At 51.0% G+C, this 19561-nt stretch carries 1 protein-coding gene; it reads right to left on the bottom strand.

Annotation, left to right across the window (positions count from 1 at the left end):
• Nucleotides 1-221: 221 nt before the first annotated feature.
• Nucleotides 222-19505: a non-ribosomal peptide synthase/polyketide synthase gene (locus ACQ5BJ_RS11735; RefSeq protein ID WP_430109530.1), complete on the bottom strand. Its 19284-nt coding sequence runs from the start codon at nt 19503-19505 to the stop codon at nt 222-224.
• Between the last annotated feature and the right edge of the window lie 56 nt (nt 19506-19561).

Here is a 19561-nt window from a genome sequence, read left to right as displayed (position 1 = left end):
TAGGGGAGCACGTATTATGATCAGCACGCACTCCCGCATTATGCAGTTCAAAGCCCAACATCTTACCAGTCGAAAAGCAAATTGTCGTGACGAAAAATTTGGCCAGCGACTCGTGCAGCGTTTCGGCACCCAATTGCCGAAACGCTTAGCACAAGCACTGCTATTGTCCATAGATACGGTAAGGCGCTGCCACCTTACCGTTATACCTATTGCGAACACGCCTAGAACGCGAACTCGATCGAATCGATCTTGCTCTTCTCCTTCGTGCTCTGTCCACTGATTGAAATATCCTGAATTCGAATATGAGGCTTGTCGCATACTTGCGACAGCACGGACAGGTAATCCCGCATCATTCTGTGGATACCCGCTGCTTTGAACAGCTTGGAGGCATACAGGAATCCGCCCTTAATCGCATCATTTTCTTCGGACATGGACAGGGTCAGGTCAAATTTCGCGCTCACCGAATCATCTGCCGTATATGGAGATATCGTTATATCGCCAATTCCGATTCCCCGCTCTTCCGTATTCTGCAGGACGAACACCGTATCAAAGAGTGGATTACGGCTCGGTTCCCATTGCAGATGCAGACGATCTACCAATTCCTCGAACGGATAATCCTGATGCTCAAACGCTCCTAATGTCGTCTCCTTCACCTCAGCAAGGAAGGATTGGAACGTTTTATTGCCTAACGGACGATTACGAATGGCAAGTGTATTGACGAACATTCCGATAAGCGGCTCCAAATCGGCATGACTGCGTCCAGCAACCGGAGTTCCGACAATAATATCGTCCTGTCCACTGTATTTCGCCAATAGTATCTGATAGGCGGACAACAAAACCATATATAGCGTGCACTCATGATTCGAAGCAAGCTGGTTCAACTGACGGGTCACGACCGGATTGATTTCAAATTCGATTTGCTCGCCTTCAAAGCTGCGAACCGTCGGCCTGTCGTAATCCATTGGCAATTCTGCATCCGGCAACGTTCCACCTAGCATGCTTAGCCAGTAGTCTTCCTGCCGCTTGAACCGTTCGAGATTCGCTTCTGACTGCTGCCATACTGCATAATCCTTATATTGAATACGTAACGGCGGCCGTTCCTCATTCGCGTACAACCGAGTGAATTCATCAACCAAATTGCTCATCGAAACGCCATCCGAAATGATATGGTGCATATCAAACACCAGTATGCGACGCTCATGGCTTACTTCGAACAATCCGACCCGCAATAATGGCGGTTTTTCCAAGTCGAACGGACGAATGAATTGTCCGATTAAGTCAGGAATTTCATCCTCAGAGGCCTGTCTGTGCTCGATGGAAAATTCCGTATTGCGGTGAATCCGCTGCATCGGCTCGCCATCTACCATTTCAAAGCCTGTACGGAGTGTCTCGTGTCGAGCGATGAGCTTCAGGAAGGCCGTCTGGAATTGTTCCTGATTCAGCTCTCCTTCAAGCAGCAGCATGCCTGGCATATTGTAGCTAAGCTCGCTTCCTTCCATTTGGCTCATAATATAAAGCCGCAGCTGGGCCGAAGATAACGGATAGTATTCTTGCTCCTCGGCGTTCGGAATCGCTACATATAGTTCCGTATCCATGAGCGAGATCGCCTTGGCCATCTCCTCGATCGTCGGATGACGGAATACCCCCCGCAGCGGGAAGTTGACGTTCAGCTCCTTATACAGTCTGCTTACGAGCGTTGTCGCTCGCAGCGAATGACCGCCAAGCTCGAAGAAGTTGTCCTTCACGCCTACGCTTGTCAACCCCAATACGTCCTGCCAAATGCAAGCAAGCTTCGTCTCTGTCTCTGTGCGCGGCGCAACGTATTCGGCCCCAGTTTCGATGCCGCCCTCAGGCTTCGGCAGTGCTCGCCGGTCGATCTTTCCGTTCGGTGTCAGCGGCAGCCGCTCTAGCTGTACAAAATAGGACGGGATCATATAACCCGGCAACTCCTGCGACATTGCCGCTCGCAGCTCGCCCGCCGTTAACGGACGCTCCGCCGTGAAATACGCACACAACTGCTTCTGGCCTGCGTGATCCTCCAGTGCCATTACTGTCGCCTCTTGTACCGCCGGCACATGCAGCAGCTGCGATTCCACCTCACCAAGCTCGATGCGGAAGCCCCGGATTTTCACTTGATGGTCGCTTCGGCCTACATACTCGATGCTGCCGTCCGGCAGCCAGCGTGCCACGTCTCCGGTCTTATACAACCGCTCACCCGGTACGAACGGGTTATCAAGGAACTTCTCCTCAGTCAAATCCGCTCTTCCCCAATATCCGCGACCAACACATGCGCCTGATGCGTACAACTCGCCCTTCACACCTATCGGCTGCAGCTCGAAGCTGTCGTTCACAATGTAGATGCTTGAATTCGCGATCGGCTTGCCGATTGGCGGCAGACCGGCCTCGATGGCATCCGGCGTCATGGTATGGGTCGTCACGACGTGAGTCTCCGAAGGTCCGTAATGGTTGTGCAGGCAAATGCCGAGACGCTTCAGGCAGGCTTGCACCTGCGGCGTGACGACAAGCTGCTCGCCCGCTGTAATGATATGGCGAACACAGCGCGGGAACGCTTCGGCCCACTCCGGCTCAGCGAAGATGAATTTCAGGAACGCCACCGGAATAAAGAGTACGTCAATTTCATTCTTTTCGATTTCTTGGAACAAGCGTACCGGATCCTTGCGCATTTCATTGTCAACCATATACAGACTTCCGCCGAACAGCAGGGCAGAGAACATTTCCTGATAGCATACGTCGAAGCTGCCTGACGCATATTGCAAAATCCGCGAAGGCATCGGAATATTCGTGCCCTTTTGCTGATAATGCAGCAGATTGACCATGTTGCGATGCTCCAACATAACCCCTTTCGGATTGCCGGTCGTTCCCGACGTGTAGATGATATAGAGCAGATCAGACGGTTTATTGCCGTTCGGGACATTTTCACCGCTGCCTGCATACAGCGATTCATCGCGTACATCCAACTGACGAATCTCGTCCGGAATGATGCCCGGAAGCGCCGATTGGGCCAGCACCAGCTTGGCGCCGCTGTCCGCCAACATATAGCGAATACGCGTCTCTGGATATTCCGGATCGATTGGCACGAACGTGCCGGATGCCTTGAGCACTGCTAGTACGGCGACAACCGTCTCCAGCGTACGTTCGACAATGATGCCGACAGGCTGCTCAGCAGTTACGCCATGCTCCCTCAGCTTCCAGGCAAGCTGGTTCGCCTTCCGGTTCAGTTCCCCGTAGGTCAACTGCTTGCTGCCGCAGACAACAGCTATGGAATCCGGCGTCTGCTCCGCCTGTTCCGCGAACAGCTCGTGAATAGTTTTGTCGTTCGGAACCACCATTGCAGTGTTGTTAAATCCATTTTGCAACTGGCTCTCTTCCTCAACGGTTACCATCTTCAATTCAGACAGGCTTGCTTGAGGATTATTCATCACAGCAGTAACCAATTGCTCGAAATGACTTGCCATTCGCTCAATCGTGCTCGGCTTGAACAAATCTGTCGCGAATTCAATGCTGCATACGATTTCAGTACCATCCTCTTCGGCTTGGAAGGTCAAATCGAATTTGGATACGGTATGCTCATTTTGGGCCTGCTGGAGTCGCACTCCGTCAATGCTCATTTCACCTTGTTCCGCATTTTGCAAAATAAACATCGTATCGAATACCGGATTACGGCTCATGTCGCGCATCACTTGCACTCGCTCGACGATTTCCTCAAACGGATAGTTCTGATTCTCGAATGCACCCAGCGTCGTTTCTTTTATTTCGCCCAAATAAGTCAGGAATGGCTTGCTCGCAGCCGGATAACTGCGTATTGCCAGCGTGTTGACGAACATGCCGATCAGTGGCTGTAAGTCTCCATGGTTGCGTCCTGCAATTGGCGTTCCGACAATAATGTCTTCCTGTGCGGAATACTTGTGTAGCATTGTCATGTACAGGGCCAAAAGCACCATATACATTGTCGTTCCGCTGTCCTTTGCAATTTGCCGCAAGCCAGCGCTCTTCACTGGATCAAGGGCAAACTGCAGCAAACTACCGCGGAAGCTTTGCGTAGTTGGACGAACAAAATCCGTCGGCAATTCCAACACCGGAAGCTCTCCGCCCAATACTTTCTGCCAATAAGCCTCCTGTTGTGTCAATGCTGCTTGCTGGGCCTCCGATTGCTGCCACACCGCATAATCCTTATATTGAATCCGTAGAGGCGGAAGCTCCTCTCCGTCGTACAAGCGAACAAACTCATTGATAAGAATGCCCATCGACGTTCCGTCTGAAATGATATGGTGCATATCGAACATAAGCGTAAAGCGTTCCGCTGACAATTCGATTACCCCGATGCGCAGCAGCGGCGGCTTTTCCAATTGGAAGGCACGCACAAATTGCTGCATATATTTCGGCGCATCTTCCTCGTTAGCGTGAATATGCTCAATTGCGAAATCTGCTTCTGGGTGAATGCGCTGCACAGGCTGACCGTTCACAATTTCAAAGCCGGTCCGCAACGTCTCATGGCGTGCAATCAGCTTCTTAAAAGCAGATTCCAATCGCCCAATATCTAAAGTCCCTTCAAGCAGCAACATGTTCGGCATATTGTAGCTCAGTTCGGCTCCTTCGAGCTGATGTAGAATATACAGGCGCTTTTGAGCTGATGACACTGGATAATGCATGCTTGAAGCTGCTTCCGGTATGTGAACATGACGGCTTCCCTCTGCACTGCTGAGCCGGTTCGCCATCTCTTCGAGTGTAGGATATTGGAACACGTCTTTTAGCGGTAGTTCGATGTTAAGTTCCTGATGCAGTCGGTTCACCAGTATCGTCGCCTTCAGAGAATGTCCTCCTACTTCGAAGAAATGATCCGTGACACTGACGCTGCCTAAGCCAAGCACATCCTGCCAGATGCCTGCAAGCTGTACTTCGAGCGGCGTCCGTGGCGCAATGCGTTCACCGTCGTTCCGATTATCCTCCGGAGCTGGCAGTGCCTTGCGATCTACCTTGCCGTTCGGCGTAAGCGGAAGCTGATCCATCTGGATGAAATGCGATGGTAGCATATAGCTCGGCAGAACTTGCCCCATAGCATTTCTGATCCCATTGGCTTCTAATGAGCGCTTTGCTACATAGTAGGCGCACAGCTGCTTCTCGCCAGCATCGGTATCGCGTGCAACAACGATTCCTTCCTGAACATCATCCAGCTTCAGCAATTGCGCCTCGATTTCGCCAAGCTCAATTCGATACCCGCGAATTTTCACCTGTTGGTCGATACGTCCTACATATTCAATGGATCCGTCAGGCAGCCATTTCGCCAAGTCTCCGGTCCGATACATCCGTTCTCCCGGAACGAATGGGGAATCAACGAATTTTTCTGCTGTTAACTCAGGCCGGTTCAAGTAACCTCTTGCGAGTCCGTCACCCGCAACGCATAACTCCCCTGCAACGCCTACCGGCTGCAGCTTATTGATCGCATCGACGATATATATCGACGTATTGCTGATCGGTTGTCCAATCGGAATGGTGACGGCGGTTTCTGCAACTTCGTTCACATTATGGCAGGTGGCAAACACCGTGCTCTCCGTTGGCCCGTATACATGTTTAAGCTTGCCTGGCCCGACTTCTCTAAGCGCTTTGCGCACATGGCTGACGGATACCCGCTCGCCCCCGAACAAAATGGCCCGGACATTGCGCAGACATGCAGCTTGAACATCAACCAGCACGTTGAAGTACGCCGTCGTAATGAACATGACCGAAATGCTCTCTTTTACGATCATCTCAGCCAACTGTCGAACTTCCAGTAGTGTCTCTTGTGGAACGAGAACGAGCTTGGCTCCATTCAACAGAGCTCCGTATATATCGAATGTCGATCCATCAAAGGCGTAGCTCGACAATTGGAGCACGTTATCGCGATCCGTTATTCCGATATACGCAGCGCCCCTCACTACACGCACAATATTTCGATGCGTCGTCAGATTGCCCTTCGGCTTGCCTGTCGTACCGGACGTATAGATTACGTACGCCAAATCCTCTGCGCTGCCGTCCAATTCAAGATTTGAACCGTCGTTATCGTAGAATCGCTCATCGTCTACAGCTATAATTGCATTCAGATACAGATCTGGTAGTTTCGCTGTCAAGCGCTGCTGTGTCAATATAATGCGTGCCCCGGAATCCTTGAGCATGTACCGAATCCGATCTTCCGGGTATTCCGGATCAATCGGCACATATCCGCCCCCTGCCTTCAAGATCGCCAGTATGCCTACGATCATATCCAGCGAGCGCTCGACCATGAATCCTACCAGCTTATCCGTTCCAACTCCTTGAGCACGCAGCGTACGTGCCAAACGGTTCGCCTGCTCATTCAGTTCGTGATATGTCAACTGAGCCGTGCCAAAGGATACAGCAATTGAATCTGGGATTCGCTTCGCCTGCTGCTCAAATAAATGGTGCAGTGTCATATCTCTCGGATATTCCGCAATCGTGTCGTTAAAGCTATGAATCATTTCTAATTTTTCGGCTTCTGTCGCCAGTTCCAGCTCCTCTATTGCAACTCGAGGATTGGCGGAAACTTGCTCAAGCACATGCATCAGGTGACCCATCAATCGCTCCATATCGGCTCGCTTGAATCGGTTGGCGTTGTAATCAAATCGAATGGAAAGCTGCTCTCCCGGAACGACAATCAAGTTGAAATCGTAATTAGTTTGCTCCTCTACCGCTACATCCGTGATCGATGGCAATCCTTGTTCGTCGACGCCCGCCTGCTCCAGCCGCTCGTCCATCGGGTAGTTCTCGAACACCATGATTTGTCTGATCGCATTTTGCTTTAACGCGGTGCGGGACTGGATTTCGTATAGCGGATAGTAATCGAATTTCCCTGATTCCAGCGCTTGCTCTTGCAGTTGCTCCATCACTTCGGCAAAGCTGATGCTTGCCTCACAATTGACGCGGATCGGAATCGTATTGATAAACAGGCCAATCATCGTTTCGATGCCTGGAACTTCCGCCGGTCTGCCGGACACCACACTGCCAAAGACGACATCATTTGTGCCGTTGTACTTTTGCAAAATGACGCCCCACACTGCTTGCAGCAAGGTGTTGAGCGTAACCTGATGCTGTCTCGCGGCTCGGCTGATCGAAGCGCTAAGATGAGCATCCAATTCACGGCTCAATTTCTCAGCCTTGTACGATTCGCTGTCTCCTGCAGATGATTCCTGTGGGATTACCGTAACTTGATCGTAATCAGCCAAATATGCGGACCAGTATGACCCCGCCGCTTCTTGATCCTGATTTTCCAGCCATTCAATGTACTGGCTGTACGCGGGCACTGCCGTCGAATCTGGTGACTGCTGATTCAATAAGGCCGAATACGTATCGAACAGCTCTTGCATCAATTGCGGCAAGCACCAGCCGTCCATCAGAATATGGTGTGAGCTCCACAGTACCCGGTATGTCAATTCGCCCGTCTGAATGACGGACACGCGCATAAGCTCATCGTGCGCTAGATCGAATCCTCGCAGTTGATCATTGCCTGCTGTCTCCTTGATATAGGCTTGTTGTTCCTCTTTATGAAGACTGCGCACGTCAATGAATGAGTATCCAATCGATTTATGCCGGAACACAACTTGTACCGGTTCCCCTTGCGGCCCGCTGATGAAGTTCGTACGCAGCACGGCATGCCGTTTGGCCAATTCGTTCAGGCTGCGGGAGAAGAGTTCTCCATCAAGCTTGCCTTCGAGGGTAAACAGCGTTTGTTCATGATACGCTCCTGTCTGACCGTTCATAGCGCTGTGGAACCACATTCCCTTTTGCATCGGTGTTAGTGCATATACATTTTCAATCTCGCCGATATGCTGCATCTGAGTCACAAGCTGATCGAGCCAATCTACGCTCAGCCCCTTGAATAGAACATCGCTTGGCGTCAATTGCGGCCGTTGCTGCGCTGTACAATGAGAGATAATTTCCTTAAGAGACGCTTTAAGCCGTTCTCCCAATTCCTCCATCGTCTCTTTGCGGAATTCCTTGGCGCTGTAGCTCAAATCGAGTGTTAACAGTCCGTCGGCAATCACGCCGTTAATATCCAGTGAATACTTGCGCTCCTGCTCATCGCTGATGTCTGAGCCGCTTGCATACGGAGATACGCTTAGCTCGTTATTGCTTAAATCCTGATCAAACTGCCCCAGGTAGTTGAAGCGAATTTGCGGTGTAGGCGCCTGAGACCAGGCTTGCTTGCCTGAATCGGTCAAATATCGGGATAAGCCGTAACCGATGCCTTTGTTCGGAATGAGGCGCAAGTCCTCTTTTACTTTTTTGATTTGGGAAGCAAGGCTGCTGCCCGGCTCGATTGCCAGCTCAAACGGATACTCAGTCGTAAACCAGCCGACAGTACGCGTAATGTCAAGGTCTTTCAAAATGGATTCACGGCCATGGCCTTCCATCGTTATTAGCACGCGTTCCATACCGCGCCACTGCATGAGAGATCTGCCCAGCGCTGTTAGTAAAATATCATTCATATCGGTGTTATAGGCTCGATGAACGTGCTTCAGAAGCTGCTCCGTATCATTCTGATCCCACTCGACCACAACAGATTCACTATCCCGCTGCAAGGAAGCTTCGACTTCGAAATCTGCAGGAAGGGCTGTCGATTTCGTTTGTGCAATACGATTCCAGTATGCATGCTCCTGCTCCATTTCCTCGCTGTTCGCATGATGAGCAAGCTGTTCTGCCCATGTACGGAAGCTGTCTGTTTTCATAGGCAGACGAATCGGTTCATTCTTCATTGCCTGTTCGTAGCCAGTCGCCAAATCCTCGAGCAATATTCTCCAGGATACGCCATCGATGACCGCATGGTGGATAACGAGAAGCAAATGATCCCCGTCCTTGACTCGGAACAATCCAGCCTTAACCAAAGGACCCGCTTGCAGGTCGATGCCGCTATGAATTTCGCCTGCTCTCGCTTCGATAGCTGCGCCTACATCGTCTACATTTGAATGATCCGTTAAATCAAACACTTCCATTCCGTAGAGTTCGCCTTCCGCAACAGCCCGATTCCAAAGTGAATATGACTCCTGCTCTGTCGGACGGAAAACGATGCGGAGTGCATCGTGATGCTGGATTAGCATGTGTAACGCCTTGCGTAGAGCTTCTGCGTCAAAGCCTTCCTTGCGATACAGCATAATCGACTGGTTGAAATGATGCGGATTCGCGAACTGCTGATGCTGGAACCAGTGAAGGATCGGCGTCATCGGCAACTCTCCGCATACTTCTCCTTGATCCGCTACTCGATTGATCGGCTGCATGTAAGGCAGAACCTGCGCGATAGTCGGATATTTGAACAGATCGCGAATTTCCAGCTTAAAGCCTGCTTGCTGCATCCTTGCCGCTACTTGAATAGACTTAATAGAATCTCCGCCTAGCTCGAAGAAGTGATCCGTTATGCCAACGCGGTCGATCCCTAGTACGGATTGCCACACAGAGGCCATCATTTGTTCGACTTCCGTACGCGGCGCAACATACTCGGCGCCAACCTGAAGGCTTCTCTCTGGAGCCGGCAGTGCTTTGCGATCCAGCTTGCCATTCGGCGCTAGCGGCATCTGCTCGAGCTGTACGAAGTAGGATGGAATCATATAGCTCGGCAGCTCTGCGGCAAGCGCTGCTCTCAAGTCGCTCACTGCTGGCTCACCGTCTGCTACATAGTAAGCGCACAGCGATTTCTGGCCGCTCTCGTCTTCCCGCGCTACGACGACCGTCTCTCTAATCGCATCGATATTTAGAAGCGCCGTTTCCAGTTCGCCCAGCTCAATCCGGTATCCGCGGATCTTCACTTGATGGTCGATCCGTCCCAAATATTCAATATTGCCGTCTGGCAGCCATCGTGCCAGGTCGCCCGTTCTATACATCCGTTCGCCCACAGAAGATACTGTGACGAATTTCTCTGCTGTCAGCTCCGGACGGTTCCAGTATCCTCGTGCTAATCCAACACCTGCAATGCACAGTTCGCCCGCCACGCCGATCGGCTGCACCTGATTATGCCCGTTCACGATATAAATGCGCGTATTGTCAATCGGCTTGCCGATCGGCACGCTTACGTAGGCTTGCCCAGGCTCGCAGTCGAAGTACGTAACATCCACTGTCGCTTCTGTCGGTCCGTACAGGTTGATCAGACGTGCATCACTTGCTGGCGCGATGTAGCGATAGAACCGTTCTACCTGTGACACAAGCAGCGCCTCACCGCTCGTGAATACCTGCCGCAGCGGCGACAAGCCGCGCTTGCGCTCTGCTTCAGGCAGCTGCTCCACATGCTCGAGGAAGGCGTGCAGCATAGACGGCACGAAGTGCATTGTCGTGATGCCGTGACGCTCGATCGCTTCGACGATCGCTGCCGGATTCTTCTCTCCGCCAACTGGAAGCATGAGCACCTTCGAGCCGACGAAAGCCCACCAGAACAGCTCCCAGACGGATACGTCAAACGTAATCGCCGTCTTCTGCATAATGGTGTCTTCTGCGCCAATCGGATACTGCTTCTGCATCCACAGCAAGCGATTGATGACCGATGTATGCTCGACCATAACCCCTTTTGGACGGCCAGTCGTGCCTGACGTGTAGATAATATAGGCCATATCGGTCGGCTTATTGACCGCTTCTAGATTGGAAGCATCCTCATCGTACGCTCCAGCATCGTCCAGATCGATGACGCGTCCCGCAAAGTCTATTCCTTCTCCTGCACTGCCCTGCACGAGCAGCACTTGAGCCTCGGAATCCTCCAGCATGTACCGGATGCGATCTTCCGGATAATCCGGCGCAATCGGCACATAGGCGCCGCCGGCCTTCAGAATCCCCATAATCCCGACCATCAGCTCCAACGAACGTTCCGCCATAATGCCGACGATCTGATCCGGTACGACACCGGCCGCCCGCAATGTTCTCGCCAGTCGGTTCGAGCGTTCATTCAATTCCCGATACGTTAAGCACTCGTCCCCGAACAGCACGGCCGCCGCATCTGGCATCCGCTGCGTCTGCTCCTCGAACATCCGATGAATCGTCTGTTCGCAAGGATATTCGGCTGCCGTATCGTTGAATGCCGTCATCAGCTCCGCTTTCTCTGCTTCAGTTGCCAGTCGCAGCTCGCTTATGGCAATACTCGGATCAGCCGTTACCTGCTCAAGTACATGAATCAGATGATGCCGCACACGCTCCATGTCTGCCCGTTCATACATGCCGGCATTATATTCGAGGCGAATCATCATATCATCGCCAGGCATAACAACGAAATTGAAATCATAGTTCGTTTGCTCTGCCACTTGCACGTCTGTAATGTTCAATTGCCCTTGTTCGTCTCCAGCCTGCTCCATTTGCTCTTCCATCGGGTAATTTTCGAACACTAAAATATGGTTGAGCAAATCCTGCTTATGCGCGCTTACCGCCTGGATCTCATAAAGCGGATAATAATCGAATCGGCTTGACTCCAGCGCCTGCTCCTGAATTTGTCTCATCACATCGGAAAATCTGTTGTGTTCCTCGCACGCAACGCGAATCGGAATCGTATTGATAAACAGTCCGATCATTGATTCGATTCCCGGAATTTCCGCCGGTCTGCCTGATACGACGCCCCCGAACACGGCATCGCCGGTGCCATTGTACTTTTGCAGCATAATGCCCCATACCGTTTGCATTAGCGTGTTCAGTGTGACTTGATGCTGCTTCGCTACCCGATTCATCTTCGCCGTTAAGGCATCACCTAAACTAAATACAAGATTTTCAGCTGTATAAACGTCGCTGCGTCCGCTTGATTTCTTTTGCGGCAGAACGGTTTGCTGCTCGTAACCTGCCAAATAATCGAGCCAATATGCGGATGCTGCTTTGTAATCCTGCTTGTACAGCCATTCGATATATAGACTGTACGGTGCAGTCTCTGCCCGGGTGCTTGCTCGTCCTTGCACAGAATCCGAATACGTATCGAACCATTCCTGTGTCAGCTGCGGCAAGCACCAGCCGTCCATCAGAATATGATGAGAGCTCCAAATGACGTGACTGCTGTTCGCGCTCGTTCGCAGCACCGTCACTCTCATGAGCGCATCGCGCTCCAAATCAAAACCGCGCTCCTTATCGACAATCGCCTTTGCTTCAACTTGATCCTGCTTCTCATGCTCAGGCCAATCGGTCAGATCTTCATAGCCGAATTCGATTTTTTTATTCCGATATACGATCTGCAATAATTCGCCGTCCCAGCCGCTGAAGAAGTTGGTGCGCAGTACTGCATGGCGTGTGGCAAGCACTTCAAGACTATTCGCGAATAATTGTACGTCAAGCTCTCCCTGTATCGTAAAGCGAGTCTGCTCGAAATACGCACCCGCCTTGCCATCCATGGCGCTATGGAACCACATTCCCTTCTGCATCGGAGTTAGCGTGTAAATGTTCTCGATTTCCCCGATATCCTTCGTCTGCTCCGCGATGCGATCCATATCCTCAATGCCGAGACCGTTCACCAATACGTCGCTTGGCGTCAGCTCAGGCTTATCTTTCGCGATGCAGTGCGCGATAATTGCCTGCAGTCCTTCCCGAAGCAAGCAAGCCAGCCGTTCGATCGTGTCGCGGTGATATTGCTTGCTGCTATAGCTAATTTCCAAGGCAAGAGATCCATCCGAGATCATGCCGTTAATATCCAGTGTACTCGTGCGTGTGTGGCGCGCGCTTAGCTCCGCTCCACCCGAGTACGGTGATACTTCCATTTCATTATTTTGCAAGTCCTGATCGAATTGCCCCAAATAGTTGAAGCTGATTTCCGGACGCAATGCTGTTTTTGAACGAACCTCAGAACCATTGCTGGAATCCGCTAAATAACGATAAATTCCGTACCCGATGCCTTTGTTCGGAATGCGTCGCAGGTTTTCCTTCATTTGCTTGATTCGGTAGGATAAGCTTTTGTCCGGATCACTTTCAAGCAGGAATGGATATTCGCTTGTGAACCATCCTACCGTGCGCGATATATCAACTGTCGGCACAATATTCTCCCGACCATGTCCTTCAAGCGTAACCAACACGCGATCATGTCCGCTCCATACTTGTACGGCAATGCCGAGAGCTGCCAGCAGAATGTCGTTCATTTCCGTATTATAAGCCCGGTGAACATGCTTCAAGAGCTGATCCGTTTCCTCGCGGTTCCATTCTACGACGACGGATGCACGATCTTGTTGCAAGGATATCTCCGCATCGAAATCCTTCGGCAAGGCAGCGATCGCGGTTACATCCGCTTCAATCCGCTCCCAGACGGCTTTTTCTTCTTCCATTGCTGCGCTATTGGCATATGCGGCAAGCTGGCTTGCCCATGTGCGGTAGCTGTCCGTTTTGGATGGCAGACGGACTGGCTCGCCCTTCAAGGACTGCTCATACCCGGAAGCGATATCCTCCAGCAATATGCGCCAGGATACTCCGTCAACGACGCCATGGTGCATGACGATCAGGAGATGGTCTCCTTCGTCGGTTTGGAACAATCCTGCTCTCACCAATGGCCCATTATGCAGGTCAAAGCCGCTCTGAATCTCATTGGCCTTGGTTTCAATAACTTGGCGAACCTCATCTTCACCACGATCTGAAGCATTTCCTCTCAGATCCAACACGTCCAGATGGAACAATTCTCCTTCTTCAATTGCCCGGTTCCAGGCCATGTACTCCCCTTGTTCGTTGCGGCGGAATACGATGCGAAGTGCATCATGATGCACCGTTACCGCTTGCAGCGTGCTGCGAATGGCAGCTTCATCGAAGCCTTGCTTTTTGAATAGCATGACTGACTGATTATAATGATGCGGGTCTTCGAATTGCTGTTCGAAAAACCAGCTGAGAATCGGAGTAAGCGGCACTTCGCCCGATACTTCTGCTTGATCCGCAATTTTGCTTGCCTGCTGCAAATGGGAACCAAGCTGAGCAATCGTCGGGTACTTGAACAAATCGCGAATTTCCAGCTTGTAGCCTGCTTGTAGCAAACGGGACGCGACTTGAATAGACTTGATTGAATCGCCACCAAGCTCAAAGAAGTGATCCAAAATGCCGACTCGTTCAACGCCAAGCACGGTTTGCCAGACAATGGCGAGTGCTTGCTCCGCTTCCGTCCGCGGCGCAACGTATTCTACGCCTGTATGCGCACCGCCTTCCGGAGCCGGGAGCGCCTTGCGGTCGACTTTGCCATTCGGCGTAAGCGGCAATCGTTCCAATTGAACGAAAAATGACGGAATCATATAAGCCGGCAATTCGTCCGCCAAAGCGTTTCTCATTTCGCTTACTGTCAATTCACGATCTGCTGTGAAATAGGCGCATAGTGCTTTCGTGCCGTTTTGATCCTCACGCGCTACGACGACGCTTTCTCTCACGGACTCCACCTTCAGGAGCTTGGATTCGACTTCGCCGATTTCGATGCGATACCCGCGAATTTTCACTTGGTGGTCGATGCGGCCTAAATATTCGATGTTTCCATCCGGCATCCAACGAGCCAGATCTCCGGTACGATACAGCCGCTGTTCTGGATAAAATGGATCGACGACGAATTTCTCTTCTGTTAAATCTGGCCGATTCCAATATCCGCGGCCCACGCATGGCCCGCCAATATATAATTCGCCGATGACCCCAACCGGAAGTAAATTCCGCTGGCTATCCATCATATACATCGTAACGCCTGGCATCGGTTTACCGATCGGCAAAGCTCTCGGGATGTCCCGAGTTGTCGGTTCGTAATAACTGGAATCGATGCATGTCTCTGTTACCCCATAGCTGTTAATTATGCGGAACTGAGAGCCGAAACGATCAAGCAGTTTCTGGAACTCTTCCGGCGGGCAATAGTCCGCCCCTACGACTGCGAGTTTCAAGCTGCTGATGTCCAGCTTGTTATCATACACGTATTCCATGAGCGGAATAACGATAGACGGCGTGCAATCGAACATTTGAATGCGATGTTCTCGAATCAGTTCGTATATTTCAGCCGGGTTCGCGCGTGCGTCCTCAGGGCAGAGGATCAGCTCGCCGCCGTGCAGCAGTGCCCGAATCAAATCACCTGAAAATACGTCGAACGAGAAGCTTGCCCATTGCATCCAGCGGATGCCTTCTGTGCCTTCTTCCCGCAGATGATATTCTTGTTCCCAAGCTCTTGACAGAACTTCCAGCTGCCTGTGCTCAATCATGACGCCTTTCGGTTGGCCTGTCGTGCCCGACGTATAAATGACGTAAGCCAAATGCGATGGTTCATTTACCATTTCCAGATTGGAAGCATCCTCGGTATAGGATGACTCCTCGTCCAGCATCACCCAAGTGCCCCCGAACGCAGAACGAGACTGCAAATGGCTTTGCGAAACGAGCACGCTCGAGTTCGAATTCTCCAGCATGTAGGCAATGCGCTCTTCCGGATATTTCGGATCAATCGGCACATAAGCGCCTCCGGCTTTCAAAATCGCCATAATCCCCACGATCATGTCCACAGAACGATCAGCCAAAATACCTACAAGCTGTTCAGGCCGAACACCGTGCTTGCGCAATGTTCGTGCCAAACGATTCGCTTTCTCATTCAACTCACGGTACGATAATTGTTCATTCTCGTCCGTTACCGCAATTCGATTTGGAGTAAGCTCCACCTGTGCTTCAAAGAGCTGGTGGACTGTATGTTCTTGCGAAATCGTTGTCGTATCGCTATTGAACACGAATCGAATCTGTTCTTGTTCTTCCTGTGTCAGCATGCCAAGCTCGGCAATTTGCAGCTCTGGTGATTGCGCGATCGAATGAAGCAGCTGTCTAAAATGGTTAGCCATTCTTACGATCGTATCTCGCGTATATAGAGCCGAAGCGTATTCGATGCTGCAAGCCAGCCCGTCCGTTCCTTCCGCTACGTCCAAGCTGAGATCGAATTTTGAGACCTGATGCTCGAAAGCGTACGGCTTTAATTGAAGACCAGGAAGCTCGAAATCTTTGTTATCCATATTTTGCAGCGAGAACATCGTATCGAATAACGGGTTGCGACTCATGTCTCTTGTCACACGAAGCTTCTCTACGAGCTCTTCGAACGGATATTCTTGATTCTCAAATGCAGATAGCGCCTGCTCCTTCACTTGATTCAAGTACGCACGGAACGGCATTTCCCCAGCAGGGTGATTGCGAATTGCTAATGTATTCACGAACATGCCGATCAGCGGCTGCAAATCATCATGTGTTCTGCCCGCATTTGTCGTGCCGACAACAATATCTTCTTGGCCTGTATACTTGTGCAGCAGCACTGTATAAGCCGCAAACAGCACCATGTATAACGTCGTTCCACTATTCGCGGCAAGACGATGCAGACCTTCGCTAATGTTCGTGTCGACCTCAAATTCATACGTTTCACCTTCATAGCTCTGGACGGCTGGACGCGCATAATCCGTTGGCAGCTCCAATACCGGCAGCTCGCCGGCAAATGTGTGCAGCCAATAAGCTTCCTGTTGCTTCATTCGTGCCTGCTGTGCTTCCGAATGCTGCCAAGCCGCATAGTCTTTATATTGAATCCGAAGCGGAGGAAGCTCCTCCCCGCCATAGAGACGAACGAATTCTTCCACTACGATTCCCATAGACGCGCCGTCGGAGATAATATGGTGCATGTCATAGAGTAGGATATGGCGTTCCGGTTCCAGTTCAATTAGGCCGACCCGCAGCAGCGGCGGTGTTTTCAAATCAAACGCACGTATGAACTCGCGGGATTTCTGCGCTGCTTCCGCGTCTCCGTTTGCCTGCATATATTCCACCGCAAAGCTGACATCCTGATGCACCTTTTGCACCGTTTCGCCGTCAACCAACTCGAATCCCGTGCGCAGCGTCTCATGGCGAGCAATCAGTTTTTGGAAGGCCTCTTCAAATCGTCCCCGATCAAGCTGCCCCTCCAGCAGCATTGCTCCCGGCATATTGTAGCTTTGCTCTGCTCCTTCCAGCTGCTGCAGAACGAACAGCCGCTTTTGCGCCGAGGACACCTTGTAATGCTCGCTTTCGCGAACGATCTCAATTGCACTAAATTCCTGCTGCTCCATTCCTTCTATTAGAAGAGCCAGTTCCTCGATCGTCGGATTGCGGAACAGCTCCCGCAGTGGAACATTCACGTTCAGCTCTTTGTGGAGCTTGCTAACCAACGCAGCCGCACGAAGAGAATGCCCCCCAAGTGCAAAGAAATTATCCTTAATGCCAACTTTCTCGACAGTGAGCGACTCCTGCCAGATTAGTACAAGCTGTTCTTCCAGCGGTGTGCGGGGAGCAACGTATTCCGTGCCGATGGCGATATTGGCTTGTGGATCAGGCAATGCCTTGCGATCCAGCTTGCCGCTCGGCGTAAGCGGAAACTGATCCATTTGCACAAAATGAGAAGGGATCATATAATCCGGCAATTCGGCAGATAGTGACTCCCTTAGTTCATTTACAGTAAGCTCACGTTCCGCCACCATATATGCACACAGCATCTGCTGTCCGTTCCCATCCTGCCGGGCTATCGCAAGCGCTTCTCTTACGCCTTTTATTTTCAACAAGCTCGACTCAATTTCGCCCAGCTCGATTCGGAAGCCGCGGATTTTGACCTGATGGTCGATTCGCCCCAAATACTCGATCGTTCCGTCAGGCAGCCATCTGGCAGAATCCCCAGTACGATATATGCGTTCGCCTGGTGCATACGGATGGGACGTAAACTTCTCGGCAGTAAGCGCGGGACGATTCAAGTAGCCTCTCGCCAGCCCCACGCCTGCAATGCATAATTCTCCGGGAACTTGCATCGGCTGCAGCTCGCCGGAAGGATTCAAAATCAGCACGCGTGCATTCGAGATCGGCGTTCCAATCGTAATCGCCTGCCCTTTCTCCAAGCCGCTTGCGCATGTCGTTACAACGCTATTCTCTGTCGGGCCATATTCATTGAACAGTTCCACATGGGGCAGCAGTTCTTTGCTTCTAGCAACCAATGCGCTGCTGACAGCCTCGCCGGCCAGTGTCACTTTCCGCAGCGTGGACGCTGATTCAGAATCCGCCACGTTGAGCAATGCTCCGTACAAATTCGGAACACAGATGAAATGCGTTATGTTCGATTGACGGATAGCATCATGTAAAGCCAACGGATCCTTTGCTTCTTCTTCCTTCAACAGATATAAGCCGGCACCAGACAAAAGGGAACTGAAGGCACTCATGACAAAACCGTCGAAGGAAAAAGAGAATAGTTGAAGAACGCGATCAGAAGAGTTTAACTCGTATGTTTGAATTCTCCACTGCAGCGCATTTGTTACGCTTCGATGTTCAATCATGACACCTTTTGGATTGCCTGTCGTTCCGGACGTATAAATGACATAAGCCAAATTGCTCGAATTGGAGACAGAAGCGAAATCAAGATCGTCCTCCTGATAGTTGTTAGCATCGTTGATATCAATAACCGTACCGTCATAATTGATGCGGTCGCGAAGATGGCCTTGGAGGATAAGCGTTTGAGCTCCCGAATCTTCGAGCATGTAACGAATACGTTCCAACGGATATTCGGGATCTATCGGCACATAGGCTCCACCCGCCTTCATAATGGCCAGTAAGCCTACGATCATCTCAAGCGACCGCTCCGCCATCATGCCGACAAGCTGATCCGGCTGAACGCCGGACTCCTTCAATGTGCGGGCAAGCCTGTTCGCGCGGGCATTCAGTTCGCTGTAGGTTACATGCTGCTGCCCATACACAACAGCAACTGCATCCGGAGTGCGGTGAACTTGTTCTTCAAAAAGCTCATGGATGGTTCCGTCGCGAGGATCATCCGTCGCTGTCTGATTAAAATCTTCCAGCAGCCGGGAAGTCTCAATATCTGAAAGCAGGCGAATGTCGCTCAATTTCGTAGTTGGCTCAAATACCAAAATGCTCAGCATTCGCTGCAAATGGTCAATAATTTGGGCAATAAATTCCGAAGAAAATGCGTGTTCATTGTAAACGACGTTTAATAAAAGACGATCATCTTCGAATTCAAACTGAAATAATATGTCGGCAACGACCGTTTGAATAAAATTAACGGTATGTATGTTTTTAAGAGCCACCATCGTATTGACGACAGGCAAGCCGTTCTTTTCCTGCACGTTCATCTGCTCAGTCATGAGCCGAAATGGGATATTTTGATGGCGAATCGCATCGGTAAATGATTTTTTCAGAGAAGCGAGTAAGGATTTGAATGTAAGCTCTTCATGGATGTCTTCCTTTAAAATCACGACTTGGTTAATCGGGAGTCTCTTTTCACCGGCTTTGCGTACGATAGGCATACCAATAACAACGCGCTGTTCGTTCGTATATTTGTACAGCAGGCACTGAATCGTGCCCAGCAGGATCATAAAAGCTGCTTGATGAGCCCCTTTGGAAAGTTGGATAATCCGTTCCGAAATGTCGGAAGGTAATGTAACGGAAGTAGAATAATACGGTGTCGCTTCGCTGCTTGGGGTGTTCGTGTAAGGCAAGGTCGTAGGAGTATCTTCAGCATCGAGTTTCAATCTCCAAAAATCTATTTCTTTTTCAAATGCCATTCTGATCATCTCCCTCTCAAGTCAAGTAAATCCTTGAAGCGGACGGCAATCGTCCA

It is taken from the genome of Paenibacillus sp. B1-35 (genome assembly GCF_050474385.1).
In the GTDB taxonomy this organism is placed as follows: Bacteria; Bacillota; Bacilli; order Paenibacillales; family Paenibacillaceae; genus Paenibacillus_B; species Paenibacillus_B alvei.
The sequence above is the reverse complement of the archived record's forward strand: the minus strand, read 5'-3'. Positions and strand labels throughout refer to the sequence as shown.

Coding starts and splice junctions, on each gene's coding strand:
- ACQ5BJ_RS11735 (WP_430109530.1), bottom strand. CDS start 19,505: ATGGCATTTGAAAAAGAAATAGATTTTTGGAGATTGAAACTCGATGCT.